Consider the following 21,618-nt stretch of genomic DNA (forward strand, 5'->3'; position numbering starts at 1 on the left):
CACCGGCCCACCCGGGTGCCCCGCGCATCCGCCCCCACCGCCTCACGGCCCGCCCCCACCGCCTCACGGCCCGCCCCCACCGCCTCACGGCCCGCGCCCACCAGCCAGAAAGCCCCGAGATGACCACCACCATCGCCAGTCAGGCGGCACCGCCGCCGCCCGCCGACCTGCCGCGGAAGAAGCGCAAGGAAGACCGGGCGCCCCGTGAGGGCGGCCTCGCCTCGCTGCTGCTGTCGCCGACCTTCGTCGTGCTGCTGCTCGTCATCCTCTACCCCCTCCTCTCGGCGCTGTACCAGTCGCTGTTCGCGGCCGAGTCGGGTCTCGACGCCGACGGCTTCGTGGTGGAGGGCGAGAGCTTCGTGGGTCTCGGCAACTACCTCGACATCTTCGCCGGTGCCGAGTCGGGCCGCTTCTACAACGCGCTCTGGAACACCACCTTCTTCACCTTCGTGACCGTCGGCCTCGAGACCGTCATCGGTGTCGCCTTCGCCGTGGCGATGAACCGCGCCTTCCGCGGCCGCGCCTTCCTGCGCGCCGCCATCCTCATCCCGTGGGCCATCCCCACCGCCGTGTCGGGCCTGCTCTGGCGCTGGATCTTCCAGTCGAACGGCATCGCGAACGACCTGCTGAACACGCAGATCCTCTGGACCGCCGAGGGCTTCGCCGCCCAGGCCGCCGTCTTCATCGCCGAGATCTGGAAGACCGCGCCGTTCATCGGTCTGCTCGTGCTGGCCGGCATGCAGCTCATTCCCGAGGAGGTGTACGAGGCCGCGAAGCTCGACGGCGCGAACGCGTGGAAGCAGTTCGTCTCCATCACGCTGCCGCTCGTGCGACCCGCGCTCCTCGTGGCGGTGCTGTTCCGCCTGCTCGACGCGCTGCGCATGTTCGACCTGCCGTTCGTCTTGATCGGCCCGCGCAAGACCTCGGTCGAGACCCTGTCGATCCTCGCCTGGGACGAGTCGAACCAGCTGCAGTACGGCGCGGCGAGCGCGTTCGCGATCATCCTGCTGGTCTACGTCGCCGTCATCGCGTTCGTGTTCATCCGGGTGCTCGGCGCCGACGTCATCGGCGATGCGGATGCGCGTGCCGAGAAGAAGGCGGCCCGCGCCCAGAAGAAGGCGGCTCGCGCCGAGAAGGAGAGTGCACGATGACCGCGCTGACCGAACGAGACGTCATCGCCACGAGCGGCGCCCGCGCGGGTCGCGCCGGCACGGATGCGCGGGGCGGCCGCAAGCGCCGGCGTGGCATCGGGGGCGCCATCACGCGCTGGGTGGGCATCGCGATCGTCGCCGTGTACTGCCTGGCACCGTTCTACTGGATGCTCGTGTCGAGCTTCCGCACCACGAACGACATCTTCTCGACGTCGCTCCTGCCCACGACCTGGTCGCTGGAGAGCTACGCCCAGGTGTTCAGCGGCTCGAACGACTTCGGCAGGTCGCTGCTCAACAGCCTCATCGTCGCCGGCACGACCACGATCCTCGCGCTCGTGCTCGGCATCTTCGCCGCCTACGCGATCGCGCGGCTGAAGTTCCGGTTCAAGACGGCGATCCTCGCGGTCATCATCGCGACCTCGATGTTCCCGGGCATCGCCGTGGTGGTCCCCCTCCTCCGCCTCTTCACCGACATCGGCTGGATCAACACCTACCAGGCGATGATCGTGCCGAGCCTGTCGTTCGCCATCCCGCTCGCGGTGTGGAACCTCACCACCTTCATGAAGCAGCTCCCGCACGACCTCGAGCAGGCGGCGATGATCGACGGCTGCACGAAGTGGCAGGCTTTCACGCGCATCCTGTTGCCGCTCGCGGCGCCCGGTGTGTTCACCACGGCCATCCTCACGTTCATCCACAGCTGGAACGAGTTCATCATCGCCCTCTCCATGGCCAACGACCCCGCCATCCAGACGGCGACCGTCGCGATCTCGAAGTTCACCGGCGCGAGCGACTTCCAGGCGCCGTTCGGGGCGCAGATGGCGGCGGGAGTCGTGGTGACCATCCCGCTCATGATCGTGGTGCTCATCTTCCAGCGTCGCATCGTCGACGGCCTCACCGCGGGCGCCACCAAGTGAGCGGCTGGTGGGAGAGCGCCGTCGTCTACGAGGTCTACCCGCGGTCGTTCGCCGACGCCGACGGTGACGGGGTCGGCGATCTGCGGGGCATCATCGAGCGCATCCCGTACCTCGCCTCGCTCGGGGTGCAGGGCCTGTGGCTCACGCCGTTCCAGCGCTCGCCGCAGGTCGATCAGGGCTACGACATCAGCGACTACTGCGACGTCGACCCGCTGTTCGGCACCCTCGGCGACCTCGACGAGCTGCTCGCGGTGGCGCACGCGGCAGGCCTCCGCATCCTCGTCGACATCGTGCCGAACCACACCTCGCTCGAGAACACGCTGTTCGAGGCGGCGCTCGCCGCGGGGCCGGGGTCGCGCGAGCGCGAGATGTTCCTGTTCCGCGAGGGGCGGGGCGAGGCCTCCGAGCTGCCGCCCAACAACTGGTTGAGCGTGTTCGGCGGGCCGGCCTGGCACCGCGCGGCGCCCGACTCGCCGACCGACACCGAGTGGTACCTGCACCTGTTCTCGCCGGGTCAGCCCGACTGGAACTGGGAGAACCCGGCGGTGGGGGAGTACTTCGACCGCGTCATCCGCTTCTGGTTCGACCGCGGGGTCGACGGCATCAGGGTCGACGTCGCGCACGGGCTGTTCAAGGCGGAGGGGCTTCCCGACTCGCCGACCGTGCCCACGGTGATCGACGGGCTGCGCTCGAACCCGCTCGCCATGGACCAGGAGCCCGTGCACGAGGTGTACCGGCACTGGCGGCGCGTGGCCGAGGAGTACACGCCCGCGCGCCTGCTGGTGGGCGAGGTGAACCTCGCGCCCGAGCGCTCGGCCCGGTACACCCGGCCCGACGAGCTGCACCAGACCTTCGCCTTCGCCTTCGCCAAGCTCGACTGGAACCCGGATGCGTGGGTCGAGGTGGGTTCACACCTCGAGCGGGTGCGTGACGAGACCGGGTCGGCGCCGAGCTGGGCGCTGGAGAACCACGACATCGTGCGCACGGTCACCCGTTTCGGTGGGGGAGTGCGCGGAAGGCGGCGGGCGCGTGCCGCGGTGGTGGCGCTGCTCGGACTCCCCGGTGCGGTGTACGTGTACCAGGGGCAGGAGCTCGGGCTTCCCGAGGTCGACGTGCCCGTGGCGCTGCGCGCCGACCCGATGTGGCAGCACGGCGGGGTGAGTCGCGACGGCGCGCGCATCCCGCTGCCGTGGACCGAGTCGGCCGCCGGCACCTTCGGCTTCTCGCCCGAGGGCGCGGGCCTGTCGTGGCTGCCGACGCCCGAGGGCTGGGGTCAGCTCGCGGTGGAGGTGCAGGAGGGCGACGAGCGCTCGGCGCTCGCGCTGTTCCGCCGCGCCGCGCGGGCGCGCGAGGCGCTCGTGGGCGAGGGGCTGATGCGGGCCGGGGCTGCGGTCGCGTGGAGCGCGGGCGCGGGCGCGGGCGTGGGCGGTGGCGCGGGTGCGGGTGCGGCCGCGGCGCCGGGTGCTGGCGCGGGTCCGGGTGTCAGCGCGGCGTCGGGTGCACGAGCGGGCGCGATGTCGGGTCGGGTCGTCGCCGAGCACGGTGGTCTCGCGGTGGTGCTCGCGATGGGCGACGAGGCGGTCGCGCTGCCCGACGGCGAGCTCGTGCTGAGCTCGGAGCCGCTCGTGGAGGGGCTGCTTCCTGCCGACGCCGCGGCCTGGGTGCGCGTCTCCCGCTGACGCGGGGCGCGCATCCGCTCGCCACCTCGCACGCTCGCCACCTCGCGCGAAATGTGCGCGTGGGCTCACTTTGGTCGCGCAAAGTGCTCCCATCTCGCGCTTTTCGAGCGTTTTGCGCGACCAAAGGTGGGGGTGGGCGGGCACAGCGCGCGGGGCGCCCGCCCTCAGGGGGTGGGGCGGGGGCGCAGCACGAGCAGGGCGACGAGGGCGGCGCACGCGACGAGGGCGCAGACCATGCCGACCACGCCGGGCCAGCCGAAGGAGACGAGGAGGGCGCCGCCGAGCCAGCCGAAGACGCTCGAGCCGAGGTAGTAGAAGTGGTTGTAGAGCGAACCGGCCTGGGCGCGGCCGGTGACGGCCTCGCGGCCCACCCAGCCCGAGGCGATTGAGTGGGCGCCGAAGAACCCGGCGGTGGCGACGACGAGGCCGACGATGATGAGCGGGAGCGCATCCGTCAGAGTGAGCACCGTGCCGAGCGCGAAGACCGCGGCGGTGGCGAGCAGGGCGCCGCGGCGGCCGAGCCGGTCGACGAGCCAGCCGGCCAGCGACGAACTCACCGTGCCGGCGAGGTAGGCGAGGAAGAGCAGGCTGATGATCGACGCCGGCACGTCGAACGGCGGGCCGCCGAGCCGGAACGCCAGGTAGTTGTACAGCGCCACGAACGCGCCCATGAGCAGGAACCCCTGGGCGTAGAGCGCGAGCAGCCGCGGCGAGCGCACACTGGCCCGCAGCCGCTCGAGCACCGAGCGCACGGCGAGCGGGTGCTTGCGGAACCCCTGTGCCTTCGGTACCACCACGATGAACGCGGCGGTGGCCAGCGCGCACACGGCGGCGACCGCCGCCATGCTGGCGCGCCACCCGATGAGCTCGCCCGCCGGGCCGGCGACGATCCGCCCGAGCAGCCCGCCGAGCGAGGTGCCCGCCACGTAGGTGCCCGCCGCGCGGGTGGCGTCGGCGGGGTGGATCTCCTCGCTGAGGTACGCGATCACCACCGCGGGCACCCCCGCCACGAGCAGCCCCTCGACGAACCTCCCGGCGAGCAGCAGCGGCAACGTCGGAGCGAACGGCACGAGCAGTCCCACCGTCGTCGCGCCCACCACCGCCGCCGTCATGGCCGGCACCCGGCCCACCCGGTCGGCGACGACCGACCACGGGATCACCCCGAGCGCCAGCCCGATCGTGGCGAACGAGAGCAGCAGCGCCGAGGTCGCGGGCTCCACCTCGAGGTCGACCGAGATCTCGGGCAGCACGGCCTGCGGCGAGTAGAGCTGCGCGAAGGTGGCGACACCCGCGAAGAACAGCCCGATCAGGATGCGGCGGTACGCGGTGTCGCCTCGGCGATGGCCGAAGCCGTCGTCGTCATCGCGGGAGGCCACCCTCCGAGCCTACGAGTCGCGGCGGACGCGAGCTGTCATGTGTCGGAGGCGTGACGCGCGTCACATTCCAGAGGTACAGTGTGCAGGTGAGCGACGACACCACGGCGGCGACCAACACCCGTGCCCTCGAGGAGGGCATCGTCACCGACCTCCGCGAGAAGATGACCTACGGCTCGTACCTCGGCCTCGACAGGCTGCTGAGTGCGCAGAACCCGGTGTCGCATCCGGAGCATCACGACGAACTGCTGTTCATCATCCAGCACCAGACCACCGAGCTCTGGCTGAAGCTCGTGCTGCACGAGCTGCGCGCGGCGATGGAGCTGCTCGCGGCCGACGACCTGCCGGCGGCGCTGAAGAAGATCGCGCGGGTGAAGCACATCCAGAAGACGATGACCGAGCAGTGGTCGGTGCTCGCCACCCTCACCCCGAGCGAGTACGCGCAGTTCCGCGATTCGCTGGCGAACTCCTCGGGCTTCCAGTCGTACCAGTACCGCGCCGTGGAGTTCGCGCTCGGCAACAAGAACGCGAAGATGCTCGCCGTGTTCGACGCGGAGCCGGGAGCCCGGGCCGTGCTCGAGGAGCTGCTGCACCGGCCAAGCGTCTACGACGAGTTCCTGCGCTACCTCGCGCGGCACGGCTTCGCGGTGCCCGAGGCGGTGCTCACGCGCGATGTGACGGTGGCGAACACGCTGACGCCCGAGCTGCTGCCGGTGTTCCTCGAGATCTACGAGAACTCGGAGCGGCACTGGGCCGCCTATGAGGCCTGCGAAGAGCTCGTCGACCTGGAGGAGAACTTCCAGTTCTGGCGCTTCCGGCACCTGCGCACCGTGCAGCGCACCATCGGCATGAAGACCGGTACCGGTGGGTCGAGCGGGGCCGACTTCCTGCGCCGGGCGCTCGACCTCACCTTCTTCCCCGAACTGTTCGGGGTGCGCACCGAGATCGGACGCTGAGCCATGTCATCCACCCCCTCCGCTGCCGCCGGACCCGCTGCCGGGCCCGCCCTCGACGCCGGCGCGCTCGACGCCGGCGACCCGCTCGGCGCCTACCGCTCCCGCTTCCTCGGCGCCGACGACCCCGCCGTGCCGGCCTACCTCGACGGCAACTCGCTCGGCCGGCCCCTCGCCTCGTTGCCCGAGACCTTCAGCACCTTCGTCACCGAGCAGTGGGGCGGCCGGCTCATCCGCGGCTGGGACGAGTCGTGGCTCGATCTCCCCACCCGCCTCGGCGACCGGCTCGGCCGGGCGGTGCTCGGCGCCGCCCCCGGGCAGACCGTGGTCGCCGACTCCACGACGGTGTCGCTCTACAAGCTCCTGCGCACCGCCCTGCACGCGCGGCCCGGCCGCTCCGAGATCGTCATCGACCGCGGCAACTTCCCCACCGACCGCTTCGTGGTGGAGGGTGTGGCCGCCGAGACCGGGGCGCGCATCCTCTGGATCGAGACCGAGCAGGGGTCGGGCGCGACCCTCGCCGATGCCGAGGCCGCGATCGGTGCCGACACCGCGGTCGTGGTGCTGAGCCAGATCGCCTACCGCTCCGGCTACCTCGCCGACGTTCCGGGCATCACCGCCCTCGCCCACGAGCGCGGCGCGCTCGTGCTCTGGGACCTCTGCCACTCGGTGGCCTCCGTTCCGATCGAGCTCGACGCCTGGGGCGTCGACCTGGCCACCGGATGCACGTACAAGTACCTCAACGGCGGCCCCGGTTCGCCGGCGTTCCTGTACGTCTCCTCGGCGCTGCTCGCCCAGGCCGACGCCCGGCAGCCCATCTGGGGCTGGATGGGCGACAACGACCCCTTCGCCATGGCGGGCGAGTACGTGCCGGCTGCGGGCATCCGGCGTTTTCTGAGCGGCACGCCGCCGGTGGTGGGCATGATCGCGATGCAGGAGATGCTGGGGCTGATCGAGGAGGTGGGCATCGAGGCCATCCGTACCAAGTCGCTCGCCCTCACCGACTTCGCGATCGCGCTGGTCGACGAGCGGCTCGCGCCGTTCGGGGTCGTGCTGTCGACACCGCGCGAACACGAGGTGCGGGGCAGCCACGTCACCATCGACCACCCCGCGTTCGCCGGCATGATGGCGGAGCTGTGGGCGCGCGGGGTGATTCCCGACTTCCGGGCGCCGACCGGTATCAGGCTGGGTCTGTCGCCGCTGTCGACGAGCTTCGCCGAGGTGGAGGTGACGGTGGAGGCGATTCGGGGGCTGCTGGCGGAAGGCGCGGCGGCGGGCGCGGGTTCGGGCGCCGAGGCGGGGTCGGCGGTGCGCAGCGCGAGCGGCGCGTGACGGTGCCCGAGCACGTCGCCGCCTACGGCGCGTTGCCCGAGCAGATCGTCGAGCTGTACGGGGCTGCAGCGGACCACGGAGGCGCGGGCTCGCGCGGCCTGGTCGTGCTGCTGCACGGGGGGTTCTGGCGGAGTCGCTGGGACCGCACGCACCTCCACCCCATGGCCTCGGCGCTCGCCGCGGCGGGGTGGACGGTTGCGCTCCCCGAGTTCCGTCGCGTGGGCGACGGGGGCGGCTGGCCGGCGACGTTCGACGACGTGCGCGCCATCGTGTCGCGCGTGCCGGGGCTCGTGCGGGAGCGGTTCGGCGAGACCTCGGCCTCGCCGGCCTCGACGGTCGTGCTCGTCGGTCACTCCGCGGGCGGCCACCTCGCACTCTGGGCCGCCGCGCAGGAGTCGCTCCGCGCATCCGTCGACCGTGTGGTCTCGCTCGCCGGGGTGCTCGACCTGGCCGAGGGGCATCGGCTGGCGCTGAGCTCCGACGCGGTGGGTGAGTTGCTCGGCGGGGCCGGCTCCGCGGGGTTCGCCGAGCGCCTCGCCGCCGCCGACCCGATGCGGCTCCCGGTGCCCGTCGACGCCGGCGTGGCGACGGTGCTCGTGCACGGCGAGCTCGACGACGAGGTGCCCGTGTCGTTCAGCCGGGGTTACGCTGAACGCGACCCCCGCATCCGGTTCGAACCGCTGCCGGGGGTCGGTCACTACGAACTCATCGATCCGTCGAGCGAGGCGTGGGCTCAGGTGCTCGCCGCGCTGACGGAGGCGCGCTGAAAGAAGGACGACATGCCCATCACCCTCGGATACAAGGCCTCGGCGGAGCAGTTCGGCCCGCGTGACCTGGTGGAGATCGCCGTCGCCGCCGAGGGGCACGGCTTCGAGTCGGTGGCGGTGAGCGACCACTTCCAGCCCTGGCGGCACACCGGAGGGCATGCCCCGTCGGCCCTCGCCTGGATGGCGGCGGTGGGTGAACGCACGTCGAGCATCCGTATCGGTACCAGCGTGCTGACGCCCACCTTCCGCTACAACCCCGCGGTGCTGGCACAGTACTTCGCCTCGCTGAGCGTGCTCTACCCGGGCCGGGTGTGGCTCGGCGTCGGCACCGGTGAGGCGCTCAACGAGATCGCCACCGGCGCCAAGGACTGGCCCGAGTTCAAGGAGCGCTTCGCCCGCCTGCGCGAGTCGGTCGCCCTCATGCGCGAGCTCTGGAAGGGCGACCGGGTGTCGTACGAGGGCGAGTACTACTCCACCGTCGACGCCTCCATCTACGACGTCGACCCGGCCGGCGTGCCCATCTACATCGCCGCGGGCGGGCCGGTCGTCGCGCGCTACGCCGGCCGCGCCGGCGACGGCTTCATCTGCACCTCGGGCAAGGGCGCCGAGCTCTACACCGAGCAGCTCGTGCCCGCCGTGAAGGAGGGGGCGTCGAAGGTGGGGCGCTCGTTCGACGACATCGACCGCATGATCGAGATCAAGCTCTCGTACGAGGAGACCGAAGAGGCCGCGCTCGAGAACACCCGTTTCTGGTCGCCGCTGTCGCTGTCGAAGGAGCAGAAGCACGACATCACCGACCCCATCGAGATGGAGAAGGCGGCGGATGCGCTGCCCATCGAGACCATCGCCAAGCGCTGGATCGTCGGCACCGACCCCGACGCCGTGGTGGAGTCGATCGCCGAGTACGTGTCGTGGGGCTTCAACCACCTCGTCTTCCACGCCCCGGGCAACGACCAGGAGCGCTTCATGACCCTCTTCGAGCGCGACCTCGCGCCGCGGCTGCGGGCGCTGGGGTAGGGCGCCGGCGGCGCCGCGCGCGCGACTTCTCCCGTACAAAGTCCGTGATGACCGTAGTCATCCCGGACTCTGTGGGGGAGAACGTCGGCGGGTGGGTCAGAGGAGGGGGTGGATGCGGGTGACACGGTGGGCCCACCACCCCCGTCGGTCGGGGGTCGCCGCGAGCCGCGCCAGGGCGTCGGGGTCGACGTCGGGGCGGGTGACGGGGATGCGGCCGGCGCGCGGCACGAGGCTCTGGCCGGGTGCCGCGACGTCGGCGGTGAAGAGCTCGACGGTGGCGAGCCCGCAGTCGTGGTCGAGCGACGGGAGCGCTGCTGCGAGGTGCGCCCCCATCGCGATGCCCACCGAGCTCTCGAGCGCCGATGACACCACCGCGGGCAGGCCTGCCTCGGCGACGAGCGCGAGCGCCCTCGTGACGCCGCCGAGCGGCTGGGCCTTCACGACCAGCAGGTCGGCGGCGCCGGCCCTGGCCACCGCGAGCGGGTCGCTCGCCTTGCGCACGCTCTCGTCGGCCGCCACCGGGATGCTGAGGTACGCCACCCGCTCCCGCAGCTGCGCGAGCTCGTCAACGCTCGCGCACGGCTGCTCGAGATACTCGAGGTCGAACTCCGCGAGCCGGTGCACCGCGTGCTCGGCCTCGTCGACGTTCCACCCGCCGTTCGCATCCACCCGGATGCGCCCCTCCAGCCCCATCACCTCGCGCACCCGGCGCACCCGCGCGACGTCGTCGTCGAGCGTCTGGCCGCGTTCGGCGACCTTCACCTTGGCGGTGCGGCAGCCGTCGTAGTGCGAGAGCACCCGGTCGACGTCGGCCGCCTCGACCGCGGGCACCGTCGCGTTCACCGGGATCTCGGTGCGGGGCTCCCGGGTGGCGTCGGGTGCCGCTGTCTCCGCCCACCCGAACTCGACGGCGGCGCGCAGCCAGGCCGCCGACTCCTCGTCGTCGTACTCGGGGAAGGGTGAGAACTCCGTCCACCCCTGTGGCCCCTCGAACAGCGCGATCTCCCGCACCGTCTGACCGCGGAACCGGGTGTGCAGCGGAAGCGCCACCACGTGCATCCGTTCGAGCAGTTCGGCGAGTGCCGGGGGCGCTGAGGTCATCACTCCACAATCCTCCTGCGCCTGCACGTTATCCCCAAGCTTGCCGCGACGGCGAGCGGATGCGCGCACCGGCGTAGCCTTGCAGCATGAGCGATAGATCCACGGTCTCCGACATCTTCGACCCCGAGGAGTGGGTGGTGGCGCCGGGTTCCAAGCACTTCACCGACATCACCTACCACCTCGACCGCGAGGGCCGCGTCGCCCGCATCGCCTTCGACCGACCCGAGGTGCGCAACGCCTTCCGCCCCAAGACGGTCGACGAGCTCTATGCGGCGCTCGACGACGCGCGCCAGAACCCGCGCGTGGGGGTCGTGCTGCTCACCGGCAACGGCCCGAGCCCGCGCGACGGCGGGTGGGCGTTCTGCAGCGGTGGCGACCAGCGCATCCGGGGCCGAGACGGCTACAAGTACTCCGAAGAGGAGACGGCGGCGGGCATCGACACCGCGCGGGCGGGGCGCCTGCACATCCTCGAGGTGCAGCGGCTCATCCGCTTCATGCCCAAGGTGGTGATCGCGGTCGTGCCCGGGTGGGCAGCGGGCGGGGGCCACTCCCTGCACGTAGTGTGCGACCTGTCGATCGCGAGCGCGGAGCACGGGCGGTTCAAGCAGACCGACGCCGACGTCGGCTCGTTCGACGCGGGCTACGGCAGCGCCTACTTCGCGCGGCAGATCGGGCAGAAGTTCGCCCGTGAGGTGTTCTTCCTGGCCGAGGAGTACAGCGCGCAGCGCGCCTACGAGATGGGGGCGGTGAACCGGGTGGTGCCGCACGCCGAGCTCGAGGCCGAGGCGCTGCGCTGGGCGCGGGTCATCCTGGGCAAGTCGCCGACGGCCATCCGCATGCTGAAGTACGCGTTCAACGCCGTCGACGACGGGCTGGTCGGGCAGCAGGTGTTCGCCGGCGAGGCCACCAGGCTCGCCTACGCCAGCGACGAGGCGGTGGAGGGGCGCGACTCCTTCCTCGAGAAGCGGGAACCCGACTGGTCGGCCTTCCCGTACCACTTCTGATGCGCCCGCTCGCTCTCCTCGACGCGGGGCAGATCGAGCTCGTGGAGCGCGCCTTGCGCGACTCGCTGTCGCACAGCGGGCCGGCGGTGCTCGTGCGCGAGCACGGGCGCTCGCCGTCGACCGAGGCGTCGACGGGCTCGGTGCGGTCGGCAGGGTCGGAACGGTCGGCACAGGGTGCCGGGCCGGTGCTGCCGAGCGACGTGCCCACGAAGGTGGCCCTCGTGGTCGAGACCTCGGGGTCGTCGGGGGCGCCCAAGCGGGTCATGCTCTCCGGGGAAGCCCTGCTGGCCTCCGCAGCGGCCACCGAGTCGGCGCTGGGCGGGCCGGGTCAGTGGCTGCTGGCGCTGCCGGTTCACTACATCGCCGGCATCCAAGTGCTCGTGCGCTCGATCGCGGCCGGCACCGAACCGCTGCACGAACCGCCGGGCCCCTACTGGGCTGAACGGTTCGCGGCACTCGTGGCCGGTATGGACGCCCCGCGCCGCTACACCTCCCTCGTGCCTACGCAGCTGGCCCGCCTGGTCGAGGCCGCGCATGCCGAAAGCGAGGTGCGCCGCGCCGTGGCGCGGCTCGACGCCGTGCTGGTGGGCGGTCAGGCGCTGCCCGAGCCGCTCCGGCAGCGCGCGCTCGATCTCGGCATCCCGGTGGTGCGCACCTACGGCTCGAGCGAGACCGCCGGCGGCTGCGTCTACGACGGGGTGCCGATCGGCAGCACCGTCGTGCGCGAGCGGCACGGCGAGATCGAGATCACCGGCCCGTCGCTCGCCGAGGGGTACCTGGGAGATCCCGAGCTCACCGCCGAGCGCTTCGTCGACGACGGCGGTGTGCGCTGGTACCGCACCTCCGACGGCGGCAGCGTCGGCGCCGACGGCCGGCTCGCCATCACCGGTCGGCTCGACAACGTCATCATCTCGGGCGGTGTGAAGGTGTCGCTCGACCTGGTCGAGCGACTCGTGCAGTCGCAGCCGGGCTTCCAGCAGGCGGTGGTGGTCGGAGCCGACGACGAGACCTGGGGTCAGGTCGCCGTCGTGGTCACCGATCGCGAGCCGTCGCCCACCGCACTCGCCACCCTGCGCGCGGCGGTGGTGCCCGTCGCCGGCCGTGCGTCGGCCCCGGCCGCCGTGCACCGCGTCGACACCCTCCCGCTCCTGCCCTCCGGCAAGCCCGACCGGCTCGCCCTCGCCCAGTCGCTCCCCGCGACTGCTCACTAGAATCGCCCCGATGTCGAAAAGCACCAAGCGCCGTTCCGGCCACCCCGCCCGCGTCAACGCCCCCCGTCAGGCGGCGGCGCGCCCTCAGCCAGGCCCGCGCTCGGCGCTCGGCGCCTGGGTCGCCGGGGCGCGACTGCGCACCCTCACCCTCTCCATCGCGCCGGTGGCGCTCGGCGCGGGTGCCGCATCCGTTCTCACCGACGGCGAGATCTCGTGGTGGTTGTTCGCACTGTGCCTCCTGGTGGCGGTCTTCCTGCAGATCGGCGTGAACTACGCGAACGACTATTCCGACGGGGTGCGCGGCACCGACGACGTGCGGGTCGGCCCGCCGCGCCTCACCGGCTCGGGGCTGGTGCCGGCGAAACGGGTGCTCGCGGTGGCGCTGGTGTTCTTCGGGCTGGCCGGAGCATCCGGAGTCGCCATCACCGTCATCACCGGCCACTGGTGGCTGCTCGCCGTCGGGGCCGCGGCGATCGCCGCAGGGTGGTTCTACACCGGGGGCAAGCACCCCTACGGCTACTACGCCCTCGGCGAGCTGTTCGTGTTCGTGTTCTTCGGAGTCGTCGCCACCGTCGGCACCACCTTCATCCTCGCGGGCGAGGTGAACTTCGAGAGCTGGGCCGGTGGCGTGGCAGCCGGGGCCATCGCCTGCGCGGTGCTGATGGCCAACAACATCCGCGACATCGAGCAAGACAAGCTGGTGAAGAAGCGCACCCTCGCGGTGCTCATCGGCCGCACCGCGTCACGCATCGTCTACGTGTTCTGGCTGCTCGTGGCCTACGCGGTGCTCGCCTTCTTCGCGCTGCTCTACCCGCTGGTGCCGCTGGTGTTCTTCACGCTGCTCATCACGGTTCCCGCGACCATCATCATGCTCACCGCGAAGAAGCCGCGGGAGTACATCACGGTGCTGCAGCTCACCAGCCTGTTCGGGCTGCTCTACGGCGTGGGCCTCGGGTTGTCGTTCGCGCTCTGAGCGGGCGTGTCGGCGTCGCGGGCCTGCGTGCCGGCGTGCTGGGCGTCGGCCTGCGGGGCGTCGGCGACGCGGGCGTCGACGGCTTGGTCTTCGACGTCTTCGTCTTCCGAGGTCGCGGCGGTCGCGGGGTCGCGGGTCGCCTTGCCCCGGTTGAGCCGCGCCTCGTAGAGCGTCTTCGAGGCCTCCTCGCGCGGCTTCCGCAGCACCAGGATCGAGATGCACAGTGAGATCACGGCAGCCAGCACCGCGGCGATCCAGGCGGTGATGTTCAGCAGGAGCAGCACCGTCAGCACCACGGCGAAGATGCCGAGGCGGATGAGGGTGTACACGAGCCAGGTGCGTCCGGGTTTCACGCCCCCGAGTCTAAGACGCGCATCCTGACCGGGGGCTGACGCGCATCCTGAACCGGTGTCATCCGCCGCGACCTGACGGGGTGCGGGCGTGCCTCAGGCCGCCCCGAGATCACAGTCTGGTCGCGGTCGGCGAACACGCAGGGCCCTCTCGATAAGCGGGGGTACAGTTACTCCATGGCCCGTCTCCTGCTCGCTCTCGTGATCGTCGTGGTGGCGTTCACGGTGTACGCGCTGGTCGACTGCCTCATGCTCCCCAAGTCGCGGGTGAAGGCGTTGCCGCGGCCCGTGTGGGTGCTCATCATCCTGTTGTTCACGCCGATCGGCGGCATCCTGTGGTTGCTCATCGGCCGCGGTCGTCGCGTGACGAAGCCGCCCGTGCGGGCACTCGGGCCCGACGACGACCCCGACTTCCTCGGCACCATCCGTCCGATCCCCGATCCCACGCAAGACGAGCGCATCCGTGAGCTCGAGAAGCGGCTCGCCGAGACCGACGACGAGCAGGACAACGGCAGAACCGACCGGTGACCGCCGCCAGCCCGGCCGCGACCTTCTCCACCCGTCTGGTGCGCGCCTTCGCCGCGCTCGGGGTCGAGCACGCCGTCGTCTCCCCGGGGTCGCGGTCGCAGTCCCTCGCCCTCGCTCTCGCCGAGCTCGAGCGGCAGGGCGTCATCACGGTTCACGTGCGTGTCGACGAGCGCGTCGCCGCGTTCACGGCGCTCGGCATCGGACGGGAGAGCGGCAGGCCCGGCCTGGTCGTCACCACCTCGGGCACGGCGGTCGCGAACCTGCTTCCGGCCGTCGTCGAGGCGAGTCACTCGGGCGTGCCGATGATCGTGCTGAGCGCCGATCGCCCGGCCTCGCTCCGCGGAACGGGCTCCAACCAGACCACCATCCAGCCCGGCATGTTCGGCGAGTTCGCCCGCGCCGAGGTCGACCTCGCGCCGCCGCGACCCGACTCGCTCCCTGCAGCGGCAGATCTCGCCGCGTGGGCCGTCGAGACGGCGACGGATGCTCGTGCCGCAGGCCCCGTGCACCTGAACCTGCAATTCGTCGAACCGCTCTCGGGGGAGATCGACGACGAGGCAGCCGAGGTTCCGTGGGAGTCGCACGTCGACGGCGCGGAGGCGCGGGGGGCGCGACCCGGGGTGGCGCGGGAGTCGCACGTCGGCGCCGCCGCGCCGCGCGGGCCGCGACCCGGGGTGCCGGGGGGCGCCGAGGCGAATGAGGGCGACGATCATTCGGGGAGCGCCGCCGGGCCGGGTGGCTCCACGGGCGCAGAAGCGGCCGGGCCGGTGGGGGCCCGCGCGGCCTCCGGCACGAGCATCCGTCGTCTGCATCTGGCGCAGGGGCCCCGCACCCTCGTGATCGCCGGGGCCGACGCGGGGGAGGTGGCCGCCGAGTTCGCCCGGGGAGCCGGGTGGCCGATGGTCGCCGAGGCCTCGAGCGGGTCGCGGTTCGGGCCGAACCTCGTGGGCGCGTACCGCACGCTGCTCGACCACCCCGACTTCGGCGGGCGAGTGGAGCGGGCGGTGGTGTTCGGGCATCCGACCCTCAGCCGGCAGGTGCCGGCGCTCCTCGCCCGCGACGACGTCGAGACGGTGGTGGTCGCCGGCCGCGGTGCCGCGTACCTGCCGCGGCGCGAGACCGTCGTCGTCGACGAGGTGACCGCCGACCCCGAAGACCGCGGCGACCGCGCGGCCCGCGCCTGGACGGGCCAGTGGGTCTTCGCCGGCCGCGAGCTCATGGACGAGGAGTCGGCGGGCGACGACGTCGCCGCCCCCATGCTCAGCGCGAGCGGCCCGGGCGATGTCGAGGCGGCGCGCGCCTTCGCGAAGGGCGAGCTCGCGGCGCTGAAGGCACCGATCACCCGTCGTTCGCTGGCGCTGGCCGTGTGGCGCGCGAGCTGGCCGCACGACCGGCTCGTGCTGGGCGCGTCGCGACTCGTGCGCGAGGTCGATGCGGCGGTGGCGGGCAAGAAGATCCCGGTGCACGCCAACCGGGGGCTGGCCGGCATCGACGGCACCATCTCGACGGCGATCGGCGTGGCCATTGCGAGTCAGGGGCCGGCTGCGCGGCCGGGCACGACGCGGGTGCTGCTCGGCGACCTGGCGTTCCTTCACGACGTCGGCGCGCTGCTGCGCACGCCGGGCGAGCGGATGCCGAGGGTTCAGCTCGTGGTCGGCAACGACGGCGGGGGCACCATCTTCGACGGGCTCGAGGTGGCGGGCACCGCCGAGCGCTCGGCGTTCGACCGGGTGATGTACACGCCGCAGAATGCCGATCTGGGTGCCATCGCGGCGGCGTACGGGTGGGCGCACAGGCGCGTCGATCGGCGGAGTGAGCTCGATCAGGTGCTGTCGTCGCCGGCACCGGGATGCAGTGTGGTCGAGGTGGCGCTGGCGCGCTGAGGTGCCGTCGCTCCTGGCCTGGCCTGGCTCCTGGCGCCTGACTCCTCCACAGGCTCGCATCTCGCGCGCTTCGTGGGGTCTGCCTGTGGACAAGCCGTGATGTCCGCGGCGCGAACTAGGCTCGAGACGTGACCACAGCATCCGCCACCATCGCCCTCGACACCCTCGGCCGGGTGTTCGGCTACGACTCGTTCCGGGGCGACCAGGCCGAGATCATCGATCACGTCATCGGCGGCGGAGACGCCGTCGTGCTGATGCCCACCGGCGGTGGCAAGTCGCTCTGCTACCAGGTGCCGTCGATCGTGCGGGAGGGCACGGGCGTCGTCATCTCGCCGCTCATCGCGCTCATGCACGATCAGGTGGAGGCGATGAAGGCCGTCGGCGTGCGGGCCGCGTTCCTCAACTCCACGCAAGACCCCGCCCAGCGGGCCGAGGTCGAGCAGGCCTATCTCTCGGGGCAGCTCGACCTGCTGTACGTCGCGCCCGAGCGGCTCTCGGCCGAGAGCACCAAGAGGTTCCTGGCGCAGGGTGAGATCGCGCTGTTCGCCATCGACGAGGCGCACTGCGTGTCGCAGTGGGGGCACGACTTCCGTCCCGACTACCTCGCGCTGGCCGAGCTCGCCGAGCGGTGGCCCGAGGTGCCGCGCATCGCGCTCACCGCCACCGCCACCGAGGCCACCCACAAAGAGATCACCGAGCGGCTGTCGATGGGGCGCGCGAAGCACTTCGTCGCGAGCTTCGACCGGCCGAACATCCAGTACCGCATCGATGCGAAGAACGAGCCGCGCCGGCAGCTGCTCTCGTTCATCCGCAACGAGCACTCCGGCGAGGCGGGCATCGTCTACGCGCTCTCGCGCAACACGGTCGAGAAGACCGCCCAGTTCCTGGTCGAGAACGGCGTCGACGCCATGCCCTACCACGCCGGTCTCGACGCGGGGGTGCGGGCGCGCACGCAGTCGCGGTTCCTGCGCGACGACGGGGTGGTCATCGTGGCCACCATCGCCTTCGGCATGGGCATCGACAAGCCCGACGTGAGGTTCGTCGCCCACGTCGACCTGCCGAAGTCGGTGGAGGGCTACTACCAAGAGACCGGTCGAGCCGGCCGCGACGGGGCGAAGTCGACGGCGTGGATGGCGTACGGCCTGCAAGACGTGGTGCAGCAGCGTCGCATGATCGACGACTCGCCGGGCGATCTCGCGCATCGGCGCAGGCTCTCGGCGCACCTCGACGCGATGCTCGCGCTCTGCGAGACGGTGTCGTGCCGGCGCGTGAACCTCCTCGGCTACTTCGGTCAGCCGAGCGAGCCCTGCGGCAACTGCGACACCTGTCTGCAGCCGCCCGAATCGTGGGACGGCACGGTCGCCGCACAGAAGCTGCTCTCCACGGTGGTGCGGCTCGAGCGCGAGCGCAACCAGCGTTTCGGGGCCGGGCACCTCATCGACATCCTCCGCGGCAAGCAGACCGACCGGGTCGCGCAGTGGAAGCACGACACCCTCAGCACCTGGGGCATCGGCACCGAGCTCAGCGAACAGCAGTGGCGGGGTGTGGTGCGGCAGCTGCTGGCTCTCGGGCTGCTCGCGGTGAACGACGACGGGTACGGCACCCTGGTCATCACCCCCGAGAGCGGGGCGGTGCTGTCGGGCGGGCGCACGGTGCAGCTGCGGCGGGAGCCCGAGCGGGCGGCGCGTTCACGCGGGTCGAGCTCGGGGTCGGGCGGGTCGGGCGGTGGTTCCGGTTCGGGTCGGTCGGGTTCGGCCGCGAAGGAGTCGCTGTCGGCGTCCGACGCCGAGCTCTTCGAGGCGCTGCGCGCATGGCGCGCGGCGACGGCGAAGGAGCAGGGCGTTCCCGCCTACGTCGTGTTCCACGACGCCACCCTTGCCACCATCGCCCAACTGAAGCCGACGTCGCCCGAGGGCCTCATCGGCATCCCCGGCATCGGCGACCGCAAACGCGAGAGCTACGGCCCGGGCCTCGTCGAGGCGCTCGCCGCCGCGCTGACCGGCACCGCCGCGGGTGCGGGCGCGGCCGGAGGTGCCGGTCTGTCGCCTGCGGCGTCCGCCTCGGGCACGGGCACCTCGGCTCGCGCGACGTCGGCATCGGGATCCTCGGCTCGCGGCGACGGCGCATCCGATTCCCCGTCTTCGCGCGCCCCGAGCTTTGCGGCTCGCGGCGGCCAGGGCTCCCGCGCCGGCTCATCACGCCCGACGCGCTCCCGCACCCAGGCGCGCTTCACCCAGCGCATCGACCCCGTCGACCTCCCCCACGACGACGACCCCTCCTGGGCCGACGCCCCGCCCCCACCCCCCGACTACGACGAATACCCGCCCTACGACGACTCCGACGCACCCCCACCCGAGCACTACTAGCCCGTCCCGCCCGTCGCCCGCCCCCCCCACCCGACCCTCCCCGCACGTTTTCCGCGACAATGTCCGTGAAGACTGCAGTCATCACGGACATTGTCGCGGAAAACGTAAGGGCTCGGGCCGGGGGAGACGCGGTGACCGGATTCGAACCGGCGTAGACGGCTTTGCAGGCCGCTCCCTCTCCTCTCGGGCACACCGCGTGGTGATGTCGATACTCGTTCATCCGAGAGGCGACGGCCCGTAGAAGTCGTTCCGTGACGGGTTCCCGGGCCTGCTGCACGTTCTTACGGACAAAGTCCGACACAAGTGCAGTTGTTGCGGACTTTGTCCGTAAGGAAGTGAAGGCGCGGGTTGGAAGGGGCTAGTAGATGCCGCCCATCATGCCGATGAGGGCGCGGCGGTGGTCGTAGTCGACGCCGTCGGCGTGGAACGTCCCCTCCGGGGTGAAGTAGGCCACGAGACCGTTGGGGTTCGGGTGACCCCAGATTCTGAGGTGCTTCTCGAGGTCTTTCACGTAGTAGCGGGTCTCGCCGGCAACCGTCCGCTTCTCGGTGTGCTCCGACGCCTCCAGCTGCTCGGCGGTGGGTGGCGTGGCCTCGGTGGGCGGCGTGGGCTCCTGCGTCTCGCTCATGCGCTGAGCCTAACCCGCGACGCCGCTCGAGCTCGCGACGCTCCCCGAGCCCGCAGTGCTGCCCGGGCCGCGACGCGCGCTACGCGCGTTCGGCCGGCTTCGGCGGCGCGAGCGCCGACCGGGGTGAGGCGCGGGTGCTGGTTCTCCCCGACATAGTCCGTGACGACTGCAGTTATCACGGACTTTGTGGGGGAGAACGGGTGCCCTCACTCGTGCTCGGGCAGCAGCGGGGCCGAGAGGCCCGGGTCGCGGTGGAGGTGGGCGGCGCGCGAGACGGAGGTGGTGCCGAAGCGGTCGCGCACGGCGTCGAGCACGGTGTCGAGGCCGGCGGTGTCGAGGCGGCCGGCGCCGAGCGGGTGCGCATCGTTCCAGTCGATCGGCAGTTCGAGCGGGATGCTGTCGGCACGCGCCAGCTGAGCGAACGAGAGTCCGATGAGCGTGATGCCCCGCGCGGCGATCTCGGGCTGGGCTGCGGCGAGCAGCTCACGGGCGACGCCGAGCAGCACGGAGGTGCGATCGGATGCGGTGCCCACCGTGCGCGAGCGCGTCGCCTTCTCGAAGTCGCCGAAGCGCAGCCGGAGCACGACCGTGCGGCACACCCGGTCGCCGTCGCGCAGGCGCCGGGCGAGCCGGTCGACGATCTGGGTGAGGATGAGCTCGAGCTCATCCGGCGATCGGGGCCGGTTCCCGAGCGCCCGTTGCGATCCGATCGACGAGCGGCGACGCGTGGTGTCGACCGGGCGCGGGTCGCGCAGGCGCGCGAGGGCGTGCAGGTGCGCGCCGGCCGCCCGCCCGAGCAGCCGCTCCGCCGTGGCTTCCTCGAGTTCGGCCAGCTGCCCCACGGTTCTGATGCCGAGACCGTGCAGCTTTGCGGCGGTCTTCGCCCCCACGCCCCAGAGCCGCTCGACCGGCAGGGGCAGCAGGAACTCCTGCTCACGCTCGGGCTCGACCACGAGCAGCCCGTCGGGCTTGCTCACCGCGCTCGCCACCTTGGCGAGGAACTTCGTGCGCGCCACCCCCACCGAAATCGCGAGCCCCGCCTCGGCGCGCACCCGGGCACGCAGCCGCACCGCCACCTGCTCGGGCGTGCCCACCAGCCGGCGCAAGCCGCCCACCTCGAGGAACGCCTCGTCGATCGACAGCCCCTCCACCAACGGCGTCGTGTCACGGAAGATCGCGAACACCGCCCGACTCGCCTCCGAGTACGCCTCCATCCGCGGCGGCACCACGACCGCGTCGGGGCACAGCTCGCGCGCCTGCCGCCCACCCATCGCCGTGCGCACGCCGCGCGCCTTGGCCTCGTAACTCGCCGCGAGCACGACGCCCCCGCCCACGATCACCGGCCGCCCTCGCAGCGCGGGCGCATCGCGCTGCTCCACCGAGGCGTAGAACGCATCGAGGTCGGCGTGCAGCACGGTCGCCTCACCCCTCATGCCGCCTCCCGTCCCACTCCGCTGTCAGGATGCTCGCACCGCCCACCGACATCGGTCACCTCCCAGCCGCCGACGGCTACCACCCGCCGCCCACTCGGGCACCGCGGGGCCCCGCCCGGTCACCGACCCACCGGATGCGGCCCCCACGATAGGACCATGACCCCAACCACCCCAACCACCCCAACCACCCCAACCACCCCAACCACCCCCGACCTCCGCATCGGCCTCCTCGTCTTCCCGAATGTCACCCAGCTCGACCTCACCGGGCCGTTGCAGGTGTTCGCGGGGGTTCCCGGCGCATCCGTTCACGTGGTGGGCAAGACGCTCGAACCGGTGCTCACCGACGCGGTCATCTCGCTCACCCCGACGGTCGCCTTCGCCGACTGCCCGCAGCTCGACGTGCTCTGCGTGCCGGGAGGGCACGGCGTCGACCTCGTGCTCGACGACGCCGAGACTCTCGACTTCGTCCGCGCCCAGGCGGGAGGCGCCCGCTACGTCACCTCGGTGTGCACCGGCGCCCTGCTGCTCGGCGCGGCCGGGCTGCTGCAGGGCTACCGGGCGACGACCCACTGGTCGGCCCTCGAGCTGCTCGGGGAGTTCGGCGCGACGCCCGAGCGCACCCGCGTGTGCCGCGACCGCGACCGCATCACGGGCGGCGGGGTGACCGCAGGCATCGACTTCGCGCTCACGGTCGTGGCCGAGCTGTGCGGCCGCGAGGTGGCCGAGCGCATCCAGCTGCACCTCGAGTACGACCCGCATCCTCCCTTCAGCGCGGGCTCGCCGAGCTCCGCGCCGGCAGCCGTGCTCGAGGCGTTCCGTGCCGCGGGCGCCGCCCACCAGGCCGACCGGGAGGAGCGCGTGCGCCGGGCAGCCGCCCGCATGCGGGCTTAACTCGGGCAGAACTTCCCTCGAATCGGTCGGGACACGGGCAATTCCAGCCCGCATGATGTTCTCA

The 21,618-nt window shown here is 72.0% G+C and carries 18 protein-coding genes, 1 tRNA gene and 1 pseudogene; 14 read left to right on the forward strand and 6 right to left on the reverse strand.

Features of this window, described 5'->3' with window-relative positions; translation table 11 throughout:
- The first annotated feature begins 119 nt into the window (after nucleotides 1-119).
- The 3 genes from HL652_RS00180 to HL652_RS00190 are packed head-to-tail and all read left to right on the forward strand — an operon-like array spanning nucleotide 120 to nucleotide 3,744.
- The gene (locus HL652_RS00180; RefSeq protein ID WP_171703435.1) at nucleotides 120-1,151 is read left to right on the forward strand and encodes a carbohydrate ABC transporter permease; all 1,032 of its coding nucleotides are present in this window, start codon (nucleotides 120-122) and stop codon (nucleotides 1,149-1,151) included.
- Nucleotides 1,148-2,065 (forward strand): carbohydrate ABC transporter permease, encoded by a 918-nt coding sequence (locus HL652_RS00185; RefSeq protein WP_171703436.1) that lies wholly within the window; start codon nucleotides 1,148-1,150, stop codon nucleotides 2,063-2,065. The genes HL652_RS00180 and HL652_RS00185 overlap by 4 nt, the downstream gene beginning before the upstream one ends.
- Nucleotides 2,062-3,744 (forward strand): alpha-amylase family glycosyl hydrolase, encoded by a 1,683-nt coding sequence (locus HL652_RS00190; protein WP_171703437.1) that lies wholly within the window; start codon nucleotides 2,062-2,064, stop codon nucleotides 3,742-3,744. Before HL652_RS00185 ends, HL652_RS00190 begins: the two co-directional genes overlap by 4 nt.
- A gap of 164 nt (nucleotides 3,745-3,908) precedes the next feature.
- Here HL652_RS00190 and HL652_RS00195 read toward each other — a convergent pair whose 3' ends face one another.
- Nucleotides 3,909-5,120: an MFS transporter gene (locus tag HL652_RS00195; protein ID WP_171703438.1), complete on the reverse strand. Its 1,212-nt coding sequence runs from the start codon at nucleotides 5,118-5,120 to the stop codon at nucleotides 3,909-3,911.
- Between the two features lie 161 nt (nucleotides 5,121-5,281).
- Here HL652_RS00195 and HL652_RS00200 point away from each other — a divergent pair, with 161 nt between their 5' ends.
- From HL652_RS00200 to fgd, 4 genes are read left to right on the forward strand one after another with little or no spacing between them, the layout of a single operon-like run.
- A complete protein-coding gene (locus HL652_RS00200) occupies nucleotides 5,282-6,073 on the forward strand; it encodes a tryptophan 2,3-dioxygenase (RefSeq protein WP_171707092.1) in 792 nt (263 codons plus the stop codon).
- A gap of 3 nt (nucleotides 6,074-6,076) precedes the next feature.
- Entirely contained in the window at nucleotides 6,077-7,402 is a 1,326-nt protein-coding gene (gene kynU / locus HL652_RS00205) for a kynureninase (protein WP_171703439.1), read from the forward strand.
- Nucleotides 7,399-8,169, forward strand: a complete 771-nt coding sequence (locus HL652_RS00210) for an alpha/beta hydrolase (protein ID WP_171703440.1) — start codon at nucleotides 7,399-7,401, stop codon at nucleotides 8,167-8,169. Before kynU ends, HL652_RS00210 begins: the two co-directional genes overlap by 4 nt.
- Before the next feature lie 12 nt (nucleotides 8,170-8,181).
- Nucleotides 8,182-9,186, forward strand: coding sequence for a glucose-6-phosphate dehydrogenase (coenzyme-F420) (gene fgd, locus HL652_RS00215; protein WP_171703441.1), 1,005 nt, complete (start codon nucleotides 8,182-8,184; stop codon nucleotides 9,184-9,186).
- 96 nt (nucleotides 9,187-9,282) lie between these two features.
- Here fgd and HL652_RS00220 read toward each other — a convergent pair whose 3' ends face one another.
- Entirely contained in the window at nucleotides 9,283-10,287 is a 1,005-nt protein-coding gene (locus HL652_RS00220) for an o-succinylbenzoate synthase (protein WP_171703442.1), read from the reverse strand.
- Nucleotides 10,288-10,373: 86 nt separating this feature from the next.
- Between HL652_RS00220 and HL652_RS00225 the strand changes: the two genes are divergently transcribed.
- The 3 genes from HL652_RS00225 to HL652_RS00235 are packed head-to-tail and all read left to right on the forward strand — an operon-like array spanning nucleotide 10,374 to nucleotide 13,475.
- Nucleotides 10,374-11,291 (forward strand): 1,4-dihydroxy-2-naphthoyl-CoA synthase, encoded by a 918-nt coding sequence (locus HL652_RS00225; RefSeq protein ID WP_171703443.1) that lies wholly within the window; start codon nucleotides 10,374-10,376, stop codon nucleotides 11,289-11,291.
- Entirely contained in the window at nucleotides 11,291-12,502 is a 1,212-nt protein-coding gene (locus tag HL652_RS00230) for an AMP-binding protein (RefSeq protein ID WP_171703444.1), read from the forward strand. Before HL652_RS00225 ends, HL652_RS00230 begins: the two co-directional genes overlap by 1 nt.
- Nucleotides 12,503-12,512: 10 nt before the next feature.
- On the forward strand, nucleotides 12,513-13,475 hold the full coding sequence (locus tag HL652_RS00235) for a 1,4-dihydroxy-2-naphthoate polyprenyltransferase (protein ID WP_171703445.1): 963 nt from the start codon (nucleotides 12,513-12,515) through the stop codon (nucleotides 13,473-13,475).
- Here HL652_RS00235 and HL652_RS00240 read toward each other — a convergent pair.
- The gene (locus tag HL652_RS00240; protein ID WP_171703446.1) at nucleotides 13,439-13,828 is read right to left on the reverse strand and encodes a DUF4229 domain-containing protein; all 390 of its coding nucleotides are present in this window, start codon (nucleotides 13,826-13,828) and stop codon (nucleotides 13,439-13,441) included. The two genes, HL652_RS00235 and HL652_RS00240, sit on opposite strands and share 37 nt — an antisense overlap.
- A gap of 174 nt (nucleotides 13,829-14,002) precedes the next feature.
- Here HL652_RS00240 and HL652_RS00245 point away from each other — a divergent pair, with 174 nt between their 5' ends.
- The 3 genes and pseudogenes from HL652_RS00245 to recQ all read left to right on the forward strand — a co-directional run.
- Complete coding sequence (locus tag HL652_RS00245; RefSeq protein ID WP_171703447.1) at nucleotides 14,003-14,353, forward strand: PLDc N-terminal domain-containing protein; 351 nt, start codon at nucleotides 14,003-14,005, stop codon at nucleotides 14,351-14,353.
- Nucleotides 14,350-16,236: a 2-succinyl-5-enolpyruvyl-6-hydroxy-3-cyclohexene-1-carboxylate synthase gene (gene menD, locus HL652_RS21580; RefSeq protein ID WP_253743540.1), complete on the forward strand. Its 1,887-nt coding sequence runs from the start codon at nucleotides 14,350-14,352 to the stop codon at nucleotides 16,234-16,236. The genes HL652_RS00245 and menD overlap by 4 nt, the downstream gene beginning before the upstream one ends.
- 128 nt (nucleotides 16,237-16,364) lie before the next feature.
- Nucleotides 16,365-18,230, forward strand: a pseudogene (recQ, locus tag HL652_RS00260) (DNA helicase RecQ); the annotation flags it as partial.
- A 498-nt stretch (nucleotides 18,231-18,728) separates the two neighbouring features.
- Here recQ and HL652_RS00265 read toward each other — a convergent pair.
- The 3 genes from HL652_RS00265 to dinB all read right to left on the reverse strand — a co-directional run bounded on the left by HL652_RS00265 (nucleotide 18,729) and on the right by dinB (nucleotide 20,663).
- Nucleotides 18,729-18,799, reverse strand: a tRNA-Cys gene (locus HL652_RS00265).
- 161 nt (nucleotides 18,800-18,960) lie between these two features.
- A complete protein-coding gene (locus HL652_RS00270; protein ID WP_171703449.1) occupies nucleotides 18,961-19,230 on the reverse strand; it encodes a hypothetical protein in 270 nt (89 codons plus the stop codon).
- 206 nt (nucleotides 19,231-19,436) lie between these two features.
- On the reverse strand, nucleotides 19,437-20,663 hold the full coding sequence (dinB, locus tag HL652_RS00275) for a DNA polymerase IV (protein WP_171703450.1): 1,227 nt from the start codon (nucleotides 20,661-20,663) through the stop codon (nucleotides 19,437-19,439).
- 156 nt (nucleotides 20,664-20,819) lie between these two features.
- Between dinB and HL652_RS00280 the strand changes: the two genes are divergently transcribed.
- The gene (locus HL652_RS00280; protein ID WP_171703451.1) at nucleotides 20,820-21,554 is read left to right on the forward strand and encodes a DJ-1/PfpI family protein; all 735 of its coding nucleotides are present in this window, start codon (nucleotides 20,820-20,822) and stop codon (nucleotides 21,552-21,554) included.
- The last annotated feature ends 64 nt before the right edge of the window (nucleotides 21,555-21,618 follow it).

This window comes from Herbiconiux sp. SALV-R1 (genome assembly GCF_013113715.1).
GTDB lineage: Bacteria > Actinomycetota > Actinomycetes > Actinomycetales > Microbacteriaceae > Herbiconiux.

Bases quoted from the DNA above. Each gene is read 5' to 3' on its own strand.
- HL652_RS00180 (WP_171703435.1), top strand. From the start codon at position 120: ATGACCACCACCATCGCCAGTCAGGCGGCACCGCCGCCGCCCGCCGAC.
- HL652_RS00185 (WP_171703436.1), top strand. From the start codon at position 1,148: ATGACCGCGCTGACCGAACGAGACGTCATCGCCACGAGCGGCGCCCGC.
- HL652_RS00200 (WP_171707092.1), top strand. From the start codon at position 5,282: ATGACCTACGGCTCGTACCTCGGCCTCGACAGGCTGCTGAGTGCGCAG.
- kynU (WP_171703439.1), top strand. From the start codon at position 6,077: ATGTCATCCACCCCCTCCGCTGCCGCCGGACCCGCTGCCGGGCCCGCC.
- fgd (WP_171703441.1), top strand. From the start codon at position 8,182: ATGCCCATCACCCTCGGATACAAGGCCTCGGCGGAGCAGTTCGGCCCG.
- HL652_RS00220 (WP_171703442.1), bottom strand. From the start codon at position 10,287: ATGACCTCAGCGCCCCCGGCACTCGCCGAACTGCTCGAACGGATGCAC.
- HL652_RS00225 (WP_171703443.1), top strand. From the start codon at position 10,374: ATGAGCGATAGATCCACGGTCTCCGACATCTTCGACCCCGAGGAGTGG.
- HL652_RS00230 (WP_171703444.1), top strand. From the start codon at position 11,291: ATGCGCCCGCTCGCTCTCCTCGACGCGGGGCAGATCGAGCTCGTGGAG.
- HL652_RS00235 (WP_171703445.1), top strand. From the start codon at position 12,513: ATGTCGAAAAGCACCAAGCGCCGTTCCGGCCACCCCGCCCGCGTCAAC.
- HL652_RS00245 (WP_171703447.1), top strand. From the start codon at position 14,003: ATGGCCCGTCTCCTGCTCGCTCTCGTGATCGTCGTGGTGGCGTTCACG.
- HL652_RS00270 (WP_171703449.1), bottom strand. From the start codon at position 19,230: ATGAGCGAGACGCAGGAGCCCACGCCGCCCACCGAGGCCACGCCACCC.
- dinB (WP_171703450.1), bottom strand. From the start codon at position 20,663: ATGAGGGGTGAGGCGACCGTGCTGCACGCCGACCTCGATGCGTTCTAC.
- HL652_RS00280 (WP_171703451.1), top strand. From the start codon at position 20,820: ATGACCCCAACCACCCCAACCACCCCAACCACCCCAACCACCCCAACC.